This window comes from Rhizobium sp. 10N427 (genome assembly GCF_056394605.1).
In genome coordinates this window covers 1-16,196 of record NZ_JBFTID010000004.1, presented here as the reverse complement: position 1 = coordinate 16,196, position 16,196 = coordinate 1, and the positions used below count along the sequence as shown (strand labels likewise).

Below are 16,196 nucleotides of genomic sequence, written 5' to 3'. Positions count from 1 at the left end.
CGCAAGTAGCGAGCAAACATGACGAGAAAAATTCAAATGCCTTTGACACTTGCACAGCTAGAGCGCCACCTATTCGGCGCAGCCGACATTCTTCGCGGAAAGATGGATGCGTCCGAATTCAAGGAATACATCTTCGGAATGCTGTTCCTTAAAAGATGCTCTGATCTGTTCGATCATGCGCGAGACGACGTCATCAAAAAGCGCATGGAGAATGGCGTATCTGAAGAGCAAGCGACGCAGGATGCCGAGAACAAGGTCTGGTACGGAAAGACAGGGGCATTCTGGGTGCCCCCTCAATCTCGTTTCAGATTTCTCGTCGATGAAGCTCATGAAAACATTGGCGACAAGCTCAACAAGGCGCTTGGCGGCATTGAATCCGAGAACATTGCGCTCGAAGGGGTTCTCGACCATATCGATTTCACCCGAAAGGTCGGGCAAAGTAAGATCAGTGATCAGAAGCTCCGCCAACTGATCAACCACTTCGGCGAAATCCGCCTTCTCAATGACGACTTCGAGTTTCCCGATCTTCTGGGCGCCGCTTATGAATATCTCATTGGGGAATTCGCGGATTCTGCCGGCAAAAAGGGGGGGGAGTTTTATACCCCCCGTTCCGTCGTCCGTATGATGGTTCGGCTTTTGAAGCCTACCCTCGAACATGACGTCTATGACCCGTGCTGCGGCTCGGGTGGTATGCTCATCGCGGCCAAGGAATACATCGATGAGAATGGTCAGGACGGGAGCAAGGCCAACCTCTTCGGTCAGGAATTCGCGGGTACTGTTTGGTCGATTGCCAAGATGAACATGCTGCTCCATGGCATGAACAGCCCAGATTTGCGTAATGAAGACACGTTGGGCGAGCCGCAACACGTCGAGCACGGTGAACTGCGCCGCTTCGACCGGATTCTGACCAACCCCCCATTCTCGATCAATTGGGGTTCCAAGGACAGGGACAAGTCGGGCAACTACGTCTGGGAGCCGAAATTCCCAGAACGCTTCTTTCACGAGGTGCCACGCGGCTCGAAAAAGGCCGACCTCATGTTCCTTCAGCACATGCTGCACGTCACCAGAGACGGGGGCATGATCGCGACCGTCATGCCGCATGGTGTGCTCTTCAGAGGCGGCGATGAGGCAAAGATCCGCCAGAGGATCATCCAGCGCGACCAGATCGAAGCGGTTATCGGCCTCGGCCCGCAGCTATTCTACGGGACCGGCATCCCGGCCTGTGTCATCGTTCTGCGTCAGCAGAAGCACGATGGTGCGAAGCTCGTCTCCGGCAAGCCCGCCGACCGCCAGGGCAAGGTGCTTTTCATCAATGCCGACCGCGAATACTTCGAAGGCCGCGCACAGAACCACCTGATGCCCGAGCACATCGAAAAGATCGTCAGCACCTTCGAGGAATACCGCGAGATCCCAGGCTTCTCGACCATCGTCGACATCGACACGCTCGAGGCGAACGACTGGAACCTCAACATCCGCCGCTACGCCGACAACGCACCGCCACCCGAACCGCATGACGTGCGCGCCCACCTTGTCGGCGGCATCCCGAAGTCGGAGGTTGAGGCCAAGGCAGCGCTGTTCAAGCCACACGGCCTGAACCCGATGGACCTGCTGACTCCGCGCGATGAGCGGTACCTCGATTTCGCAGTACAGATTACCGCCAAAGCCGAGATCAAACTGGCCATCGAAACCAACCGGGGCCTCATGGCGCGCGACGCCGAGATCTGGGAGAACTTCAACGCCTGGTGGACCAAGCACACCGACGCCATCACTGCCCTAGCGCGCAATGACAATGCGGCCGCACTGATCGCCCTGCGCGACGAGCTTCTGTCCAGCTTCTCGACCACGCTCGAAAGCTTGGCCATGCTGGACCCCTTCACCGTGCGTGGGATCATCGCCCAGTTCTGGAACCATTCGCGCTTCGACTTCCTCACCCTCATGGCGCGCGGGACCCAGGGCGTGGTCGATGCCTGGCGCACCTCCATCGTCACCGCGCTGGAGGACAAGGGCGACAAGGAGAACCCGCTGGATCATAAACTGGTCGTCTTCCTGATGGGCGGCTTCGTGACCGGGATCGCCGAGCTGGAGGCCGAGAAGGCCGAGCTGGACGCCAGGATAAAGGTCGCGACCGCCGCGCCGGAGGAAGGCGAGGAGGAAGAGGATGATGCTGATCCAGTGGATGAGGCACAGATCAAGGCCTGGAAGAAGCAACTGTCCGAGGTCAAGAAGACGCTGAAGGCCAAGAAGGACCAGTTCACCGCCGAGTTGAACAAGGGCGTCGACGATCTGACGGACGAAGGGGCTACGGAGCTGCTGCTTCAGATCCTGCATGATGACATGGCAAAGATCCTGACCCGCTACATCACCGCGCAGCGCGGGCACATTGTGGCAGCGTTCGAGAACTGGTGGGACAAGTATCGCGTCACGCTGAACGAAATCGAAGGCGAACGGGCGCAAGCGGCAGACAAGCTGACCGGTTTCCTAAAGGGGCTGGGGTATGTCTAAAGCGCCTGTCATGTATGAGACGTCACTTCTTGCGGCATGCTGTAGCCGGATAACTGATGGATCTCATTTCAGCCCTACTCCAAGAGAGGCGGGCCTGCCTATCGCTAACGTCAAGGATATGCGCGACGGATATATCGACCTCGACACATGCACGAAAATCTCACAGGCTCAATTTGACCTGATTGCGGCAAACAACTGCGTTATTTCTTCTGGAATGGTACTTTTATCAAAGGATGGAAGCGTCGGTAAAGTCGTCGCCTATCGACAGCCTGAAACAATTGCGGCTTTGTCGTCGATTGCTCTGTTAAGTCCACTGGAATCCATAGATGCCAACTATCTAGCGCATACTCTGAATTCACACGCAGCTAAGCGCCAATACGAGAATTTCATGTCGGGGAGCGCGTTACGGCGTTTGGTCTTACGAGACATTCGACAGATTATTGTGCCGTTTCCAGATCGGGGCATTCAATCCAAAATCGCCGAGATCCTCGACAACTTCGACGCGGCGATACGAGGGACCGAAGCGGTGGTGTCCAAGTTGAAAGCGATGAAGCAGGGGCTGCTGCACGACCTCCTGACCCGCGGCATTGACGCAAATGGAGACCTCCGCCCCACCAAAGCCACAGCCCCGCATCTCTACAAACAAACCCCACTCGGCTGGCTGCCGAAGGAGTGGGATGTCGACCACCTATCCACATTTGCATCAGTTCATGGCGGAAAGAGGCTCCCCGCCGGCCATGCTTACGCGAGTGGCAAAACTGGTTTCAAGTATCTGAGGGTCAAGGATTTCTTCGGGAAATCGATCAAAATCGACGATTTGGAAGATCTCGAAGAGCGCACCTTTAGAGCGTTGACGCGTTATGAAATTAGAGCAGGTCAGCTTTACATTTCAATCGCAGGATCGCTCGGACATGTGGGCGTCTTCCCGCAAAGTGCAGATGAATTCACCCGGACGATCTTAACTGAGAACGCTGCTCGAATTGTCCTGCAGAAAGATGGAAATCCAGAATTCCTGGCTATGATGATGAACTCGGTCGCTGTTCAGCAGCAAGTAGAATGGGAAAAAGGCACCGGCGGAGGCGTTCCCAAACTGGCATTGTTCCGCATTGCTCAGTTTTTTATCGGCTTCCCTGCGCTGCCCGAGCAAGACGCAATCACGAAAGCATATCACGAAATAGTTGAGCGCGAGGTCCGAGAAGAACAGTTGCTCGACAAGCTCCGCCTCCAGAAATCCGGCCTGATGGAAGACCTGCTCACCGGCAGAAAAGCCGTCACCGCTCTGCTGTAACCGAAGGGTCTGCCCATGGGACATGAATATGATGACGTCGAAAAGCCCTTCATCGACCAATGCGTCGCCATGGGCTGGAACGCGCAGACCGGCAGCACGGATGACCCCGGCCTGACGGGCCGTGTCAGCTTCAAGGAGGTCATCGCCGAGGCCACGCTGCGCGAACGCCTGCGCGCCATCAACCCCGGCCCGGGCGGCAAGCCCTGGCTTGACGAGGCGCGCCTGTCCGAGGCTGTCAGCGCGCTCACGCGCCACAGCCATCGCGGGCTGATGGAGGCGAACCAGGCGGTCACCAACCTGCTGCTCAAGGGTCTGACGGTCGAAGGTCTGCCCGGTTGGGACGGTGGGCGCGGCCAGACAATCCGCTATATCGCTTGGGACGATGTGGCGGCCAACAGCTTTACCGTCGCGAACCAGTTCCGGGTCGACTGCCCGCGCGGCCATGACGTGGGCAAGGGCTTCATCATCCCGGATGTAATGATGCTGGTGAACGGCATCCCTCTGGTGGTGGTCGAGGCAAAAAGCCCTGGCATCCCCGAACCACTGGGGGAGGCGGTCAACCAGCTGCGCCGGTATCACAATGCCCGCAAGGCCGCGCTGGAGGTTGAGGAGAACGAGGGCACGCCTGCGCTGTTTGCCAGCGTCCAGCTGCTGATCGCCACCAGCTTTGATCAGGCGCGGGTGGGCTGCATCGGCGCGGGTCTGGAGCATTACAGCCAATGGAAGACGGTGGTCGGGCCGGATGGCACAGGGTCCGAAGACGATGTGATCACCGCTCTGGGCAAGAAGGGCCTGTCGGAGCAGGAACGCCTTGTTGCAGGGATGCTGCCACCGGCACATCTGCTGGATATCCTGCGGCACTACCTGTTGTTCATGAACGCGGGCGGCCAGACGATCAAGACCGTTTGCCGATATCAGCAATACCGCGCCGTGAACCGCACGCTGGAGCGGCTGCGCAGCGGCAAGACTCGGGCGCAGGATGGCGAGTATGACCGCCGCGGCGGCATCGTCTGGCATACGCAGGGCTCGGGCAAGAGCCTGACCATGGTATTCATGATCCGCAAGATGCGGACGGATCTGGCGCTGCGGAAGTTCAAGGTGATCATGGTCACCGATCGCAAGGATCTGCAGCGTCAGTTGTCGGAAACCGCGACACTGTCGGGTGACGTGGTCGAGATGGCGACGAGCAACGGATCGTTGAGGAAGCTGGCCCAGCGCAAGGGACCGGGCCTCGTCTTTGCTACCATCCAGAAATACCGGACGGATGAGGACGTCGCCGAGGTCACGAAGGGAACCGCCTTTGAGGTGCTAAACGAGGACGAGACGATCGTTGTCGTGGTGGACGAGGCGCACCGCACGCAGGCGGGCGATCTGCACGCCAACCTGATGGCCGCGCTGCCGAACTGTGCCCGGATCGGCTTTACCGGCACGCCGATCATCATGGGGGGGAAGAAGCGCACTACCCAGATCTTCGGTGAGTTCATCGACAAGTACACAATCAGGGAAGCCGAGGCTGATGGCGCTACTGTCCCTGTCCTCTATGAAGGCCGGACCGCCGAAGGGGCGGTGAAGGATGGAGCCACACTGGACGGTCTCTTCGAGGACATGTTTTGCGACCGCAAGGATGAAGAGCTGGAAGCGATCCGGAAGAAATACGCGACCAAGGGCAATATCCTCGAAGCCCCCGCTCTGATCGCCGAAAAGGCGCATGACATGCTGCGCCATTACGTGACCAACCTCTTGCCGAACGGATACAAGGCACAGGTGGTGGCCTACAGCCGCACAGCCGTGGTCCGGTATCAGGCCGCTTTTCTTGTCGCCCGTGATGAGTTGATGGCAGAGGCAGCGGCCTTGTCCGACCACGACAAGGAGATGGGTGACGAAGAGCTTTGCAGCAAGCCGGCGGCATTGCAGGCCCAAGTGCAGGCGTGGCGGTATCGCGACGCGCTTGAGACGATTGAGTTTGCGGCGATCATGTCGGGGGGCAACAATGACGATGCCTCCTGGAAGCAGTGGACCGAAGGGTCGGCGCAGGAAACGCGGATCAAACGCTTCAAAAAACCCTTGATCCACAAGGATGCAACAAAATCAGATCCGCTGGCCTTCCTGATTGTTAAGTCAATGCTCCTGACAGGGTTCGACGCCCCGATTGAAGGCGTCATGTATCTCGACCGTTCCATCCGGGAAGCCGAGTTGCTGCAGGCGATCGCCCGCGTCAACCGGACAGGCTTCGGCAAGACCTGTGGCATCGTTGTCGACTATTTCGGCGTGGCCCATCATCTGAAGGCTGCCTTGGCCGCCTACTCCGATGAAGATATTGATGGAGCCTTGGTCAGCCTGAATGATCAAATCCCGGTTCTTCAGGATCGCCATATTCGTGTTGCAGACATCTTCCGACGCGCTGGCATCGATGACCTTTCTAATGACGAGGACTGCCTTCAGGTACTCTCGACGGAGAAGGTCAGAGCGGAGTTTACCGTCAAGCTCAAGGATTTCCTGACATCACTTGACCTTGTCCTGCCGCGCCCTGAGGCCTTGCCCTTTGTTCAGGACGCAAAGAGGCTTGCATACTTGCAAGCACGCGCCCGCAACCGCTATCGCGATTTGCCAGTCATGGGGCCGGATATCGGTGCCAAAGTGCGCAAGCTGATTGACGATCACGTCATTTCGCTTGGTATCAACCCGAAAATCCCGCCCGTGCAGTTGACGGATGCGGAATTCGAAAATCAAGTCGGGCAAGCCGCGGGTGACCGAGCCAAGGCCTCCGAAATGGAACACGCGATCCGGTCTCACATACGCAAGAACCTCGAAACCGACCCGGTCCGTTTCAAGAAAATGTCCGAACGGCTCAACGCCATCCTGAAAGGCTTTGGTGAGCAGTGGGACAAGATCATCGAGCAACTGCAAGCCATCATCGATGAACTTCGTGGTGAAGCCAGCGATGGTGATGAAACCACACCGGACATTCCCGAGGTCTATCTGCCCTTCCTCCGCACTGTCCTGGCGGCGAGTTCTGCAGATCAAGCCACCTCGGCTGACCAGTTTCGAGCCTTGCATGAAGTGACGCGCCGTGTGGTGGATCGAATCATTGAGGAAATCAGTGTGAACCGATCATTGTGGAGTGGCTTCAAGATGGCAGATCAGGAAAGCCTCAGATCGGAGATCTTCGAAATCATTTTCGATGCACGAATCCGGGGATTCGGTGTCAACGATGCGGAATCCCTTGCTGATCTGCTGATGCAGCAGGCAAAAGCCAATGACGACAAACTGCGAGCGGCCTGATGTCGAAGCTGCCCATGACGCCAATCCGAACCGGAGGAAAGCCCGCCCGAGCGAGCGTGCATCGACTGGAGATTGATGGTCTTGTCTTCGACGTTCATCGCAGTGATCGTCGTAAATCCATTGAGATCACGGTGGAGCGTTCCGGAGATCTGTCGATCGTGGCACCGTCAACCGTGCCCGTGGATCGATTGGTCAGCTTCGTTGAGGAGAAGTTGGTCTGGGTCCATACCAAGGTCGAAGAGAAAGCAAGGTTGCAACGACGGGCGCCAAGGAAGGAATTCGTTGACGGTGAAGGTTTCTTGTACCTTGGCCGGAGCTACCGGCTGCGTCTTGTCAATAACCAGCTTGTAGATCTCAGTCTAACGAATGGCCGGTTCTGCCTGCGACGCAGTTCTATCAACCGGGGGCGGGACGTCTTTGTCTCTTGGTACACGCGAAGAGCCCAGCAATGGTTCGAAAAGCAGGTCACCGAGCTTTCCAACCGCATGGGGGTGACCGTGCAAGAGGTCAAAGTGCAAGACCTTGGCTTTAGATGGGGATCTTTCGGTGCCGACGGTCGCGTATCGTTTCACTGGAAAGCTATACTCTTACCTCCACGCATTGCTCAATATGTTGTGGTGCATGAATTGGCGCATGCTTATTACCCAGATCATTCCTCAAATTTCTGGATCAAGCTGGAGCAGCATTTACCAGACTGGCGTTGGAGAAAAGATTGGCTGGCGGAGAATGGAATTCAGGTTGAGGGTTTATAAAATTCAGCCGTTCGCAGCACCGGTCGCGGAGGTCTGCTATGAGCTGAACGCTACGGCAGAACTGTTCTAATCGATGTCCGGATTGGCGAGCTAATTTCCACGACCTGCCATTGCGCCGGCCTGAAATCGATCGTTCGCGCGAGGTGCAACCGTTTGCTTCGGCGCCAGCCAGCGTGCTGCAACATTGAGGTATAGCCTAATTTGACACCGTCGCGTTACGCGCCTGACCGTAACATCTGTGTTCACACGGGTCATTTGTGACACGATAGACTCCAGCCTAAACGTTGAAGTGACACCTGCCGATGGCAGCGCTTCAGGTATTGTCGCAGCCTGTTGTCGCATGGGGCTTAACTGATGCGGCTCTCAAGCCATCCATTCTCGGCAGTTATCTGGGCGACGCCCTTCAGCAGATCGAACGTCTACGCGCGCTTCCGGAAAGCCAATCTCTTTTCTACCCCAGTCATTCGGCAGCGCCATGTGCAGAGTTCGACGCTAATCCCGTAAATCTGCGATAGGCTAGAGATTGAGTGGCCGGCTGTTCTGTGATGCAGGATCGCAGGTTCCGGCAACAGGAGCGCTCCACCGAGCCAGTCCGCCTCTTCTTCCTGCTCGACGGAATAGTCAGATAGCAAGACAAGTCCGCTTGGAGAAACGTCCACATCAGCTGGCGCATGATCTAGTATGATATGGGCCAGCTCGTGCATGAGGGTAGCGCGCTGTCGGGGCTTGCCATGAGATGTGTTGAGCACCACTACATGCTCCTCATCTTCGAACAAAGTCATTCCAGACCAGCTGTCGGGATCTCGTTCCAACAGTTGTTCGAGATGTTCTGGTTCCAAAGGCAGGTCGCGTGGATCCAGCACTGTAACGCCAAGGTAGTCAGCGTAAAGCCACGGATCGAGCAAATCGAGGTCACTAAGACCCAATGATAGACGTGCTGCGATGGTGCGTCGCTCCGATTCTGCCTTGAAGCCACGACGCATCAGGAACCGCCAGCGAGATCAGAACGCGCTCTCCGGGCGCGCTGCGCCGCAAGTATTAGGGCGCCAAGGGATGTCGCGGTCTCAGGCAGAACAGTTGGTTTCTTTCGAAAGTGCACAACTGCCCGATTTGAAGGTTCATCAGCTTGAGCTTTTTCTAAACCCAAGAACTGTGCGGGGTCCACGTTGAGCCAACGACAGATTTTCGCGAATGTCGCCAGATCGGGAAGGTGACCATTTTCAACACGAGAGAGCGTTGCCGCGCTTACGTCAGCTTGAGCAGCAGCTGACCGGATGCCAAGCCCAGCACGCTTCCTGGTGATCAGTCGCGCAAGCTCTGCAATAGGAAGTGTCATAGTTTCTCCAAAGGCGTCGTTGACTCCGTCAAGAATCACGCCTACTGTCTCTTTCGTGAGACAAGATGTTTCACATATGAAAACGGCTCACTTCTGAAACAAGTTGGAATCATGTTCGCGAATCAGTGTCAAGGGCTCGCCTACAAATCTGAAGCAGAAAAGGAAGACCCGCATGATCGAAAGCGCTGAAGCGCACCTCGTGCGCATCCATATTAACCGCGAGGCGCTCAAGTCTCCCAACCCGACGACCGGCGAAGCGCTCTACGCTTTGGCTGATATCAAGAAACACGAGAAGCTCTACCGCGAGATTGCCGGCGTCGGAGAAGACGAATCTATCCGGCGAGATGATACGCCGATCCATCTGACGCAGGATCAGCATTTCTACAGCCAGAAGGTCTTCGACATTCTCGTCAATGGCGATGATCACGAGATCGATACCAAAGAGATCACCTACGCCCGGGTGGTCGATCTCTATCTCGGGCAGGGCGGCAAGCCCTCAAATGAATATCTCGTCAAGTACTCCCATGGCCCGGCAGAAAACCCGAGCGGCACGCTCGCACCCGGTCAGAAAGTGAAGGTGACAGATGGAATGCGCTTTCGAGTTGCCGGAACTGGTGAATCATAACCCCTATCTTAGGGATCTGGATGAGACGGGCTACCTGGTCGACTTTGTCGGCGGGTATCTTGTGATCTATGGCCTGCCCTACCTCGACAGTCAGGGCAGCCTGCAGCATGGCGATTGGGCCTACCCCCTTGGTCTGACAAACCCGGTCATTGGTCCGCCATCCGATCACCAAGCCTGGTGGCGCGGCAGCAGACCCCATGACCAGCAGGGACGCGAGCTGAGGCTTGGCGGCGGTCCCAATCCTGTCGAGGTGGCGCCCGATCTCGTTATGACCTGCTCATTCTCGTTCAAGCTGATTGATGAGCAGGGCGAGATGCGTGCGTATACGTCGTTCCAGGAAAAGGTTGAAACGTATATCGACACGATCACGACGCCGGCGCTTAATGCTTATCCAAATGCGACACCCCTAGGTGCGATCGCCGTCAAGGCTGCCGCGCAGGGTTCGCCACTGCGCTTTCCCGATACCATGTCGGCTCGATATCATCTCAATGATCTTTCAGCGCTCCTGCGAGGCAAGAAGGTTGCGATCGTCGGCCTTGGCGGGACAGGGGCCTTCATTCTTGATTCATTAGCCCGTACGCACATCGAGCAGATAGCGCTCTTCGATGATGACAAGGCCCATCTCCACACGATCTTCAGATGGCCCGGCTTTATACCAGGGGCCATCGGCAAGCTGAAGGTAGAGGCGCTGGCGACACAATATGATCAATGGCATTCAGGCATTGTGCCGGTCGCCGAACGCATCACGGCCGACAATGTCATGCGACTCCACGCGTTCGATTTTGTTTTCGTCTCGGTCGATGAAGGACCTGCGCGCCTTCTTATCGTGGATTGGCTAAGTGCAAATAACCTTCCGTTTGTCGATTGCGGAATGGGCCTTAACCGCTCAACCATCGGGCTCAGCGGCTTTGTCCGCATCACAGGCACCGACCGTCAGGCCTTTGACGAAAATCAAGGAACAGTGCGCCTACCGGTCGAGAACGCAAAAGCTGACGAATATCGCAAGCAGGCGCAGATTCCTGAGCTAAACGCTTTGAATGCCAACATGGCCGTGATCCGGTTTAAGCAGCATTTCGGGTTGCTAGACCGGGAGACTGCCGCGACCTCTATCATCTTTGATACCGTCACGTTTGAAATCGACCAGGCGGGGGGCGGTAAATGAAATTTCGCTATCAGGTCGTCGAGCGTATACCCAAGCCTTTGCTTCCGGGCGTCGTCTATCACAGCGAGGAGTTCGAGGTTGGCGCCTTGCTTTGCGCGTGCGGCTGTGGTCACCGTGTTTCGCTTCTGGTCCCAGACAGCCACCAGATTACCGAGCAAAGCGGCATGGCGACTGTACGCCCATCTATTGCGGTTTGCGATGGACCCTGCAATTCGCATTATTTTATTACGGCTGGCGAAGTCCAATGGCTGCGCGCCTTCGATCCCGCCACATCGCAAGCGGTGATGCTCAAGCAGATCGTCCGCCACGCGCAGGGTGATCCGAAGCGTCTATCCTTCCCGCAGCGTGTGCTAGCTGCTTTGAGCCGTGCATGGACTCGGCTCACGTCTTTCGGGCCGCGGAGATAACCCTCGCAGCAGGCAGTTGGAAACCGCTCTGCCTGTTACGGTTTTGTAAGTTTTGGCAGAAAGAACAGGGTATGCCGTGCTCAACATTTATCGTAAATCTTACGGTCGTCACGGGCGCGTAAGGCAATCACGGTCCGACGCGCTTAGAACCCGATAAACCTGCATTCGTGAACAACCAATCTCGTTCGCGATTGCCGTTGCGCCTACACCCATCGCCGACAGCTCTCGAATCTTCTGGTGGTCGATTCGAGCCTTGCCTCCCTTGTAACGTCCAGATGCTTTTGCCCGTTCGATACCTTCTCGCTGACGTTCTTTTATAAAGCGTCGCTCCATTTGAGCGACCATACCGAGCACGGTCAAAATCATATGCCCCATTTCTCCCCGCGTTGAGACATGAGGGTCGAGAATGGTGATGAAGGCGCCACGCTGCTCACATTCGTGCACAATGTTGAGCACATCACGTGTGTCTCTGCCCAGGCGATCGAGCCGCGTGACCATCAGTTCATCGTCCTCACGAAGAAATTCGATAATGGTTGCGAGTTCACTTCGGCCATCGCGGCTAGCGCCGGATACCTTTTCTGCACGCACGATCACGCAACCTTCCGCCCTCAGACGTTGTTGCTGAATTTCAAAATCCTGGTCGATCGTACTGACACGGGCGTAACCGATTTTTGTCATATGTCACCTCAAGCTTTAGGCCCGAGGCTAACTTGTCACTAATAGTCGGCGTCAAGACTGATGTTACGATCAATCCCGCAACCAGGGCGATGTCACGCGTAGCCATACCCTGACGTTGCGATGCGATTCCTATGAATTAGGCGACTTACCGCAAGAAGATTGGAGCGCGCGATGCGCGCTCGGATCGCTTGGTCCATCCGTTGGAAAAGTACGTGCACAACGTGAACTCCGATCAAATGCATCGACAAAGGTCATCGGCGTCTGGTTAGGATGTCTGGCTAACCGCGGTGTAAGTATAATCACGCATTGAGTTCACGATTGGGGGAAGAATGACGGAAGAACCGCGCCTTGACCTGGAGAAAAGCTACTCCGCGATTCGCCACGCGGCGCAGCATGAAATGTGCGTGAGCTACGGCGATCTGGCGGCGGCCAGCGGCGTCGCATGGAATAAGGCTAGGCTGCCAATGCCGCGCCACTTGGAAAAGCTCGTCATCATTGCGAACGAGCGCGGCTGGCCAATCCTCAGCGCTATTGTCGTCAACAAGAACGATGTCGGAACTGGCAAACTTGACGGCTCAGCGCGGGAAGGGCTCCTAGCTGCAGCCCGCCTCATTGGCTTGAAAGTTGATGATCCCGAGGGATTTGTCGAGGAGCAGCAGAAAAAAGTCTTCGAGTGGGCGAAAACTGCCCCCGAAACGCTAGGGCGCTCAACAGACGCGGAAGCCGGACAGAAAGGGCGCGGTTCCCGTTTCATCGCCTATATGCAGCCGGTGCTTGATGCGCTGCGGGCACTCGGCGGACAGGCCAGGCCGAAAGACGTTTGCAATTGGATACGCGAGCACGAGGATGTTCCGGAATACGAGTTGACGAACACGGTCAAGCAAGGCCAGTCCACGTTCGAAAACCGGGTTGCATGGGCGCGGCTCTACCTGATGAAGGCCGGCTTTCTCAATGCGCCTGCACGCGGCATTTGGGGCCTCACTGCCAACGGCCGGGAAACGAACCTTTCACACGAGGAAGCGCTGGCGCTTGTCCGAGACCTTCGCGTATCGCTTCCGGACAGCGGAGACGCTGACCATGCTCCCGCGCCGGAGCAGATCGAGCGCGCTGCAACATTGTTCGATGATCCCAACCGCCGGTTCTGGTTTGCGGGCGCGAGCTGGGACGAAGGTGATCAGCTTGAGCGGTTCGTTCGGGAAGGTATCTGGCAGAACGGCTATGACGACAAGTTCTCTGAACTCGTCGCACAGTTGAGACCGGGGGACCTAATCGCGATCAAGGCATCGTTCGTCCAGCGCTATAACGTACCGTTCGATGTAGGCGAAAAGCCGGTGTCCTGCATGCGCATCAAGGCTGTCGGCACCGTTACGGAAACGCTGGACGATGGCCGGACCGTACGGGTGGATTGGGAAGTTCTGGAGCCGCCGCGCAACTGGTACTTTTACACCTATCGAACGACCTTGGTGATGGCGGACAGGGACGACGCCAACGCACGCCGGCTGATCCTGTTCGCCTTCGCTGGCGCGTCGCAGGATTACGAGTTCTGGCTGCGACAACCCTATTGGGCGCGCAAGTACGGCGGCAGGAGCGCCGACACGGAACTCGATATCACGGCAGAGGAAGAAACGGCGGAACTCGAAGGGAACGAAGCCGAACATCCCCATTACGGGATCGAGAACATCGTCGAAGATGGCTGCTTCTTACCGCAGACCTTTCTAGAGAACGTGCTCCATCGGCTGCGCACCAAGAAAAACCTGATCCTCCAAGGTCCGCCCGGCACCGGCAAAACGTGGCTCGCGAAGCGGCTCGCCTATGCGCTCATTGGCTCAAACCATCGCAATGTTGCCAAGGCGCGAATGCGGATCGTCCAGTTTCATCCCTCACTTTCCTACGAGGACTTTGTGCGCGGCTGGCGGCCGCAGAATGGCGGCGGTCTCGCGCTTGTAGACGGAATTTTCCTCGAAGCGATCCAAGCTGCCGGAGCGGAGCCCGACCGGCACTTCGTTTTGATTATCGAAGAGATCAACAGGGGCAATCCGGCTCAAATTTTCGGCGAGCTGCTGACCTTGCTCGAAGACAGCAAGCGCAAGCCTGACGAGGCGCTGGAGCTCGCATATCGCCATTATGACGGCGAGAGGTTATTCATCCCGCCGAATCTGCACGTGATCGGGACCATGAACATTGCTGACCGTTCTCTGGCTCTAGTCGATCTGGCGCTTCGCCGCCGCTTTGCGTTTGTGACTCTGGAACCGCAACTTGGCGAAGCCTGGCGGCACTGGTGTGTCGAGCGCTGCGGCCTTGACGCCGCAGATATCGCGAGAGTCGAAGAGCGCCTGACCGCCCTGAACAATGAGATCACTGGCGACCGCTCGCTTGGCTCGCAATATCGAATCGGCCACAGCTATGTAACGCCTCTGGACGCACTGCCCTCCGCCAGCGCGGGCGCGTGGTTCCGGCAGGTGGTTGAGACCGAGATCGGCCCGCTTCTAGAGGAGTACTGGTTCGAAGCACCCGACAAAGCAGCGCAGGCCCGAAAGCGCCTCCTCGCGGACTTTCCTGAATGACGACGGAGGCTGCACTCGACACCACCCAAGCAAAGTCGGGATCAAGCGGTCGCATCCCGGTCCGCAATCTTTGGCTTCTACTCCTCTACGCTTCGGACCTTGCCCGGTTCGGCGGTCGCTTTGATGCGGCAGTGGAGGAGTCGTCCGAGTTGTCGGATCTGATTGCGCGGCTTCTTTGTTCTGCCGTTGAGCGCCGCCTGAGGCGCAATCTCAGCCGGGGTTATCGCCACGCTGAAGCCGTGCTTTCGCGGGTCCGGGGCCGGATTGACCTTCTGGAAACGGAATCTCGAAACCTTCTCCGGCAGGGGAAGGTGGCATGCCGTTTCGAGGAACATACGATTGACACGCCCCGCAATCGCCTTGTTCGAAGCGCGCTGGACGCTATTGCCACACGTGTTGCCGAACGAAACCTCGCGCACCGCTGTCGTGTGCTCGCTGGCGATCTTGGGCGCCTTGGCGTGGGTGGTATCCGGCCTTCGCGCGCTGCGCTGGTCTCAGATCAGATCGGACGCCACGACTCTGATGACCTTCTAATGGTCACACTTGCCCGACTGGTCTTCGACGTTGTGCTGCCGACAGAGAGCGAGGGAAGTAACGCTCTCACCCGGGCCGAACGCGATGATATTATGCTCCGCAAGCTTTTCGAGAAGGCTATCGGCAATTTCTATGCGCTGGAGCTGAGTACGCAGGACGGCTGGCGGGTGTCGCAGGGGCAGCGGTTCGAGTGGCCAGTTCAAAGGGCCACGCCGGGAATAGACGCGATCTTGCCCGGCATGAAGACAGACATCATTCTGGAGAATGTCAGCGCCGAACGCCGCATCATCATCGATACCAAGTTTACCGACGCGCTGACCCGCACCGCTTACCGTGAAAGCGTCCTGAAGAGCGGGTATCTTTATCAGATGTATGCCTATCTACGCTCCCAGGAAGACAATAATGAGCTTGCGAAAAACGCTGAGGGCTGGCTGTTACACCCTGTGACCGGCATTAGCATCGACGAGACGCTGTGCATGCAGGGGCACGATATCCGCTTCGTCACCATCGATCTAATGCTGCCGAGCTTGGAGCTGCTGCAGCGATTGCGCAATCTACCCAAACGCGAAGCTCCCGGATCAGTAGAATGCCCGCGGGAACTTTAGTTAGCTGGCGCGGGAAAGACGACTGGCCATGCTGCATCTAAGTCCGAGCCGAAATCAATCGACCGCTAAAATATTAGCGATTGGATCAATCGTTCTCGAACGAAGCCTTGGCACAACCCTGAGCATCTCGGGGCTATCGTGAAATTCGGAACTTTAGTTGCATTAAGCTCTGTCGGCGCATTCGCTGCCGGTGCCGGTGGCTACACCGTATTTCCTTCTGTGCTGGCAAGCGCAACAAGCAAGTCTTGCGTCATTAAGGGCAACATCAGCATCGGCTCCGGCGAGCGCATCTACCACATGCCTGTGTTTCGGCGTGGAATGTTGACCCCCCTGGCGGGGTGACCGGCGTCCAATTTTGACCCCCCACCTGTTTCGTCTGACCATCCGTCTTTTGCTGACGGATGGAGGGGGAGTTGAAGCGAGTGGATACGATTGCGCGTGTTCGTCGAGCTTCGTCGAGC

12 protein-coding genes are annotated in these 16,196 nt (G+C 57.1%); 9 read left to right on the top strand and 3 right to left on the bottom strand.

Annotation, left to right across the window (positions count from 1 at the left end):
• The first annotated feature begins 18 nt into the window (after positions 1–18).
• Genes AC1DIJ_RS09815 through AC1DIJ_RS09800 form a run of 4 tightly spaced genes read left to right on the top strand, consistent with a single transcriptional unit; the run spans position 19 to position 7,824 of the window.
• Positions 19–2,502 (top strand): type I restriction-modification system subunit M, encoded by a 2,484-nt coding sequence (locus tag AC1DIJ_RS09815; RefSeq protein WP_477831389.1) that lies wholly within the window; start codon positions 19–21, stop codon positions 2,500–2,502.
• Positions 2,495–3,790, top strand: coding sequence for a restriction endonuclease subunit S (locus AC1DIJ_RS09810; protein WP_112385363.1), 1,296 nt, complete (start codon positions 2,495–2,497; stop codon positions 3,788–3,790). Before AC1DIJ_RS09815 ends, AC1DIJ_RS09810 begins: the two co-directional genes overlap by 8 nt.
• A gap of 15 nt (positions 3,791–3,805) precedes the next feature.
• Entirely contained in the window at positions 3,806–7,072 is a 3,267-nt protein-coding gene (locus AC1DIJ_RS09805) for a type I restriction endonuclease subunit R (protein WP_112385364.1), read from the top strand.
• Positions 7,072–7,824 carry a YgjP family zinc-dependent metalloprotease gene (locus AC1DIJ_RS09800; RefSeq protein ID WP_112385365.1) on the top strand — a complete coding sequence of 251 codons (753 nt, stop codon included), beginning with the start codon at positions 7,072–7,074 and terminating at the stop codon, positions 7,822–7,824. The genes AC1DIJ_RS09805 and AC1DIJ_RS09800 overlap by 1 nt, the downstream gene beginning before the upstream one ends.
• Before the next feature lie 419 nt (positions 7,825–8,243).
• Here the strand turns inward: AC1DIJ_RS09800 and AC1DIJ_RS09795 are convergent, their stop codons facing one another.
• Together AC1DIJ_RS09795 and AC1DIJ_RS09790 are read right to left on the bottom strand one after the other, a co-directional pair.
• Positions 8,244–8,807: an ImmA/IrrE family metallo-endopeptidase gene (locus tag AC1DIJ_RS09795; protein WP_112385366.1), complete on the bottom strand. Its 564-nt coding sequence runs from the start codon at positions 8,805–8,807 to the stop codon at positions 8,244–8,246.
• The gene (locus AC1DIJ_RS09790) at positions 8,807–9,160 is read right to left on the bottom strand and encodes a helix-turn-helix domain-containing protein (RefSeq protein ID WP_010000772.1); all 354 of its coding nucleotides are present in this window, start codon (positions 9,158–9,160) and stop codon (positions 8,807–8,809) included. The genes AC1DIJ_RS09795 and AC1DIJ_RS09790 overlap by 1 nt, the downstream gene beginning before the upstream one ends.
• A gap of 172 nt (positions 9,161–9,332) precedes the next feature.
• On the opposite strand from AC1DIJ_RS09790, the gene AC1DIJ_RS09785 reads away from it, so the two are divergent.
• Genes AC1DIJ_RS09785 through AC1DIJ_RS09775 form a run of 3 tightly spaced genes read left to right on the top strand, consistent with a single transcriptional unit; the run spans position 9,333 to position 11,354 of the window.
• Positions 9,333–9,785 carry a multiubiquitin domain-containing protein gene (locus AC1DIJ_RS09785; protein WP_112385367.1) on the top strand — a complete coding sequence of 151 codons (453 nt, stop codon included), beginning with the start codon at positions 9,333–9,335 and terminating at the stop codon, positions 9,783–9,785.
• On the top strand, positions 9,745–10,947 hold the full coding sequence (locus AC1DIJ_RS09780; RefSeq protein WP_112385368.1) for a ThiF family adenylyltransferase: 1,203 nt from the start codon (positions 9,745–9,747) through the stop codon (positions 10,945–10,947). The genes AC1DIJ_RS09785 and AC1DIJ_RS09780 overlap by 41 nt, the downstream gene beginning before the upstream one ends.
• The gene (locus AC1DIJ_RS09775) at positions 10,944–11,354 is read left to right on the top strand and encodes a ubiquitination-like system serine protease family protein (RefSeq protein ID WP_112385369.1); all 411 of its coding nucleotides are present in this window, start codon (positions 10,944–10,946) and stop codon (positions 11,352–11,354) included. The genes AC1DIJ_RS09780 and AC1DIJ_RS09775 overlap by 4 nt, the downstream gene beginning before the upstream one ends.
• 108 nt (positions 11,355–11,462) lie before the next feature.
• On the opposite strand, the gene AC1DIJ_RS09770 is transcribed toward AC1DIJ_RS09775, so the two are convergent.
• Positions 11,463–12,032 carry a recombinase family protein gene (locus AC1DIJ_RS09770; RefSeq protein ID WP_112385370.1) on the bottom strand — a complete coding sequence of 190 codons (570 nt, stop codon included), beginning with the start codon at positions 12,030–12,032 and terminating at the stop codon, positions 11,463–11,465.
• A 329-nt stretch (positions 12,033–12,361) separates the two neighbouring features.
• On the opposite strand from AC1DIJ_RS09770, the gene AC1DIJ_RS09765 reads away from it, so the two are divergent.
• Positions 12,362–14,596 (top strand): AAA family ATPase, encoded by a 2,235-nt coding sequence (locus AC1DIJ_RS09765; protein WP_477831388.1) that lies wholly within the window; start codon positions 12,362–12,364, stop codon positions 14,594–14,596.
• Positions 14,593–15,735 carry a 5-methylcytosine-specific restriction endonuclease system specificity protein McrC gene (gene mcrC, locus AC1DIJ_RS09760; protein ID WP_112385371.1) on the top strand — a complete coding sequence of 381 codons (1,143 nt, stop codon included), beginning with the start codon at positions 14,593–14,595 and terminating at the stop codon, positions 15,733–15,735. Before AC1DIJ_RS09765 ends, mcrC begins: the two co-directional genes overlap by 4 nt.
• Positions 15,736–16,196 lie beyond the last annotated feature (461 nt).

Coding starts and splice junctions, on each gene's coding strand:
- AC1DIJ_RS09815 (WP_477831389.1), top strand. CDS start 19: ATGACGAGAAAAATTCAAATGCCTTTGACACTTGCACAGCTAGAGCGC.
- AC1DIJ_RS09810 (WP_112385363.1), top strand. CDS start 2,495: ATGTCTAAAGCGCCTGTCATGTATGAGACGTCACTTCTTGCGGCATGC.
- AC1DIJ_RS09805 (WP_112385364.1), top strand. CDS start 3,806: ATGGGACATGAATATGATGACGTCGAAAAGCCCTTCATCGACCAATGC.
- AC1DIJ_RS09800 (WP_112385365.1), top strand. CDS start 7,072: ATGTCGAAGCTGCCCATGACGCCAATCCGAACCGGAGGAAAGCCCGCC.
- AC1DIJ_RS09795 (WP_112385366.1), bottom strand. CDS start 8,807: ATGCGTCGTGGCTTCAAGGCAGAATCGGAGCGACGCACCATCGCAGCA.
- AC1DIJ_RS09790 (WP_010000772.1), bottom strand. CDS start 9,160: ATGACACTTCCTATTGCAGAGCTTGCGCGACTGATCACCAGGAAGCGT.
- AC1DIJ_RS09785 (WP_112385367.1), top strand. CDS start 9,333: ATGATCGAAAGCGCTGAAGCGCACCTCGTGCGCATCCATATTAACCGC.
- AC1DIJ_RS09780 (WP_112385368.1), top strand. CDS start 9,745: ATGGAATGCGCTTTCGAGTTGCCGGAACTGGTGAATCATAACCCCTAT.
- AC1DIJ_RS09775 (WP_112385369.1), top strand. CDS start 10,944: ATGAAATTTCGCTATCAGGTCGTCGAGCGTATACCCAAGCCTTTGCTT.
- AC1DIJ_RS09770 (WP_112385370.1), bottom strand. CDS start 12,032: ATGACAAAAATCGGTTACGCCCGTGTCAGTACGATCGACCAGGATTTT.
- AC1DIJ_RS09765 (WP_477831388.1), top strand. CDS start 12,362: ATGACGGAAGAACCGCGCCTTGACCTGGAGAAAAGCTACTCCGCGATT.
- mcrC (WP_112385371.1), top strand. CDS start 14,593: ATGACGACGGAGGCTGCACTCGACACCACCCAAGCAAAGTCGGGATCA.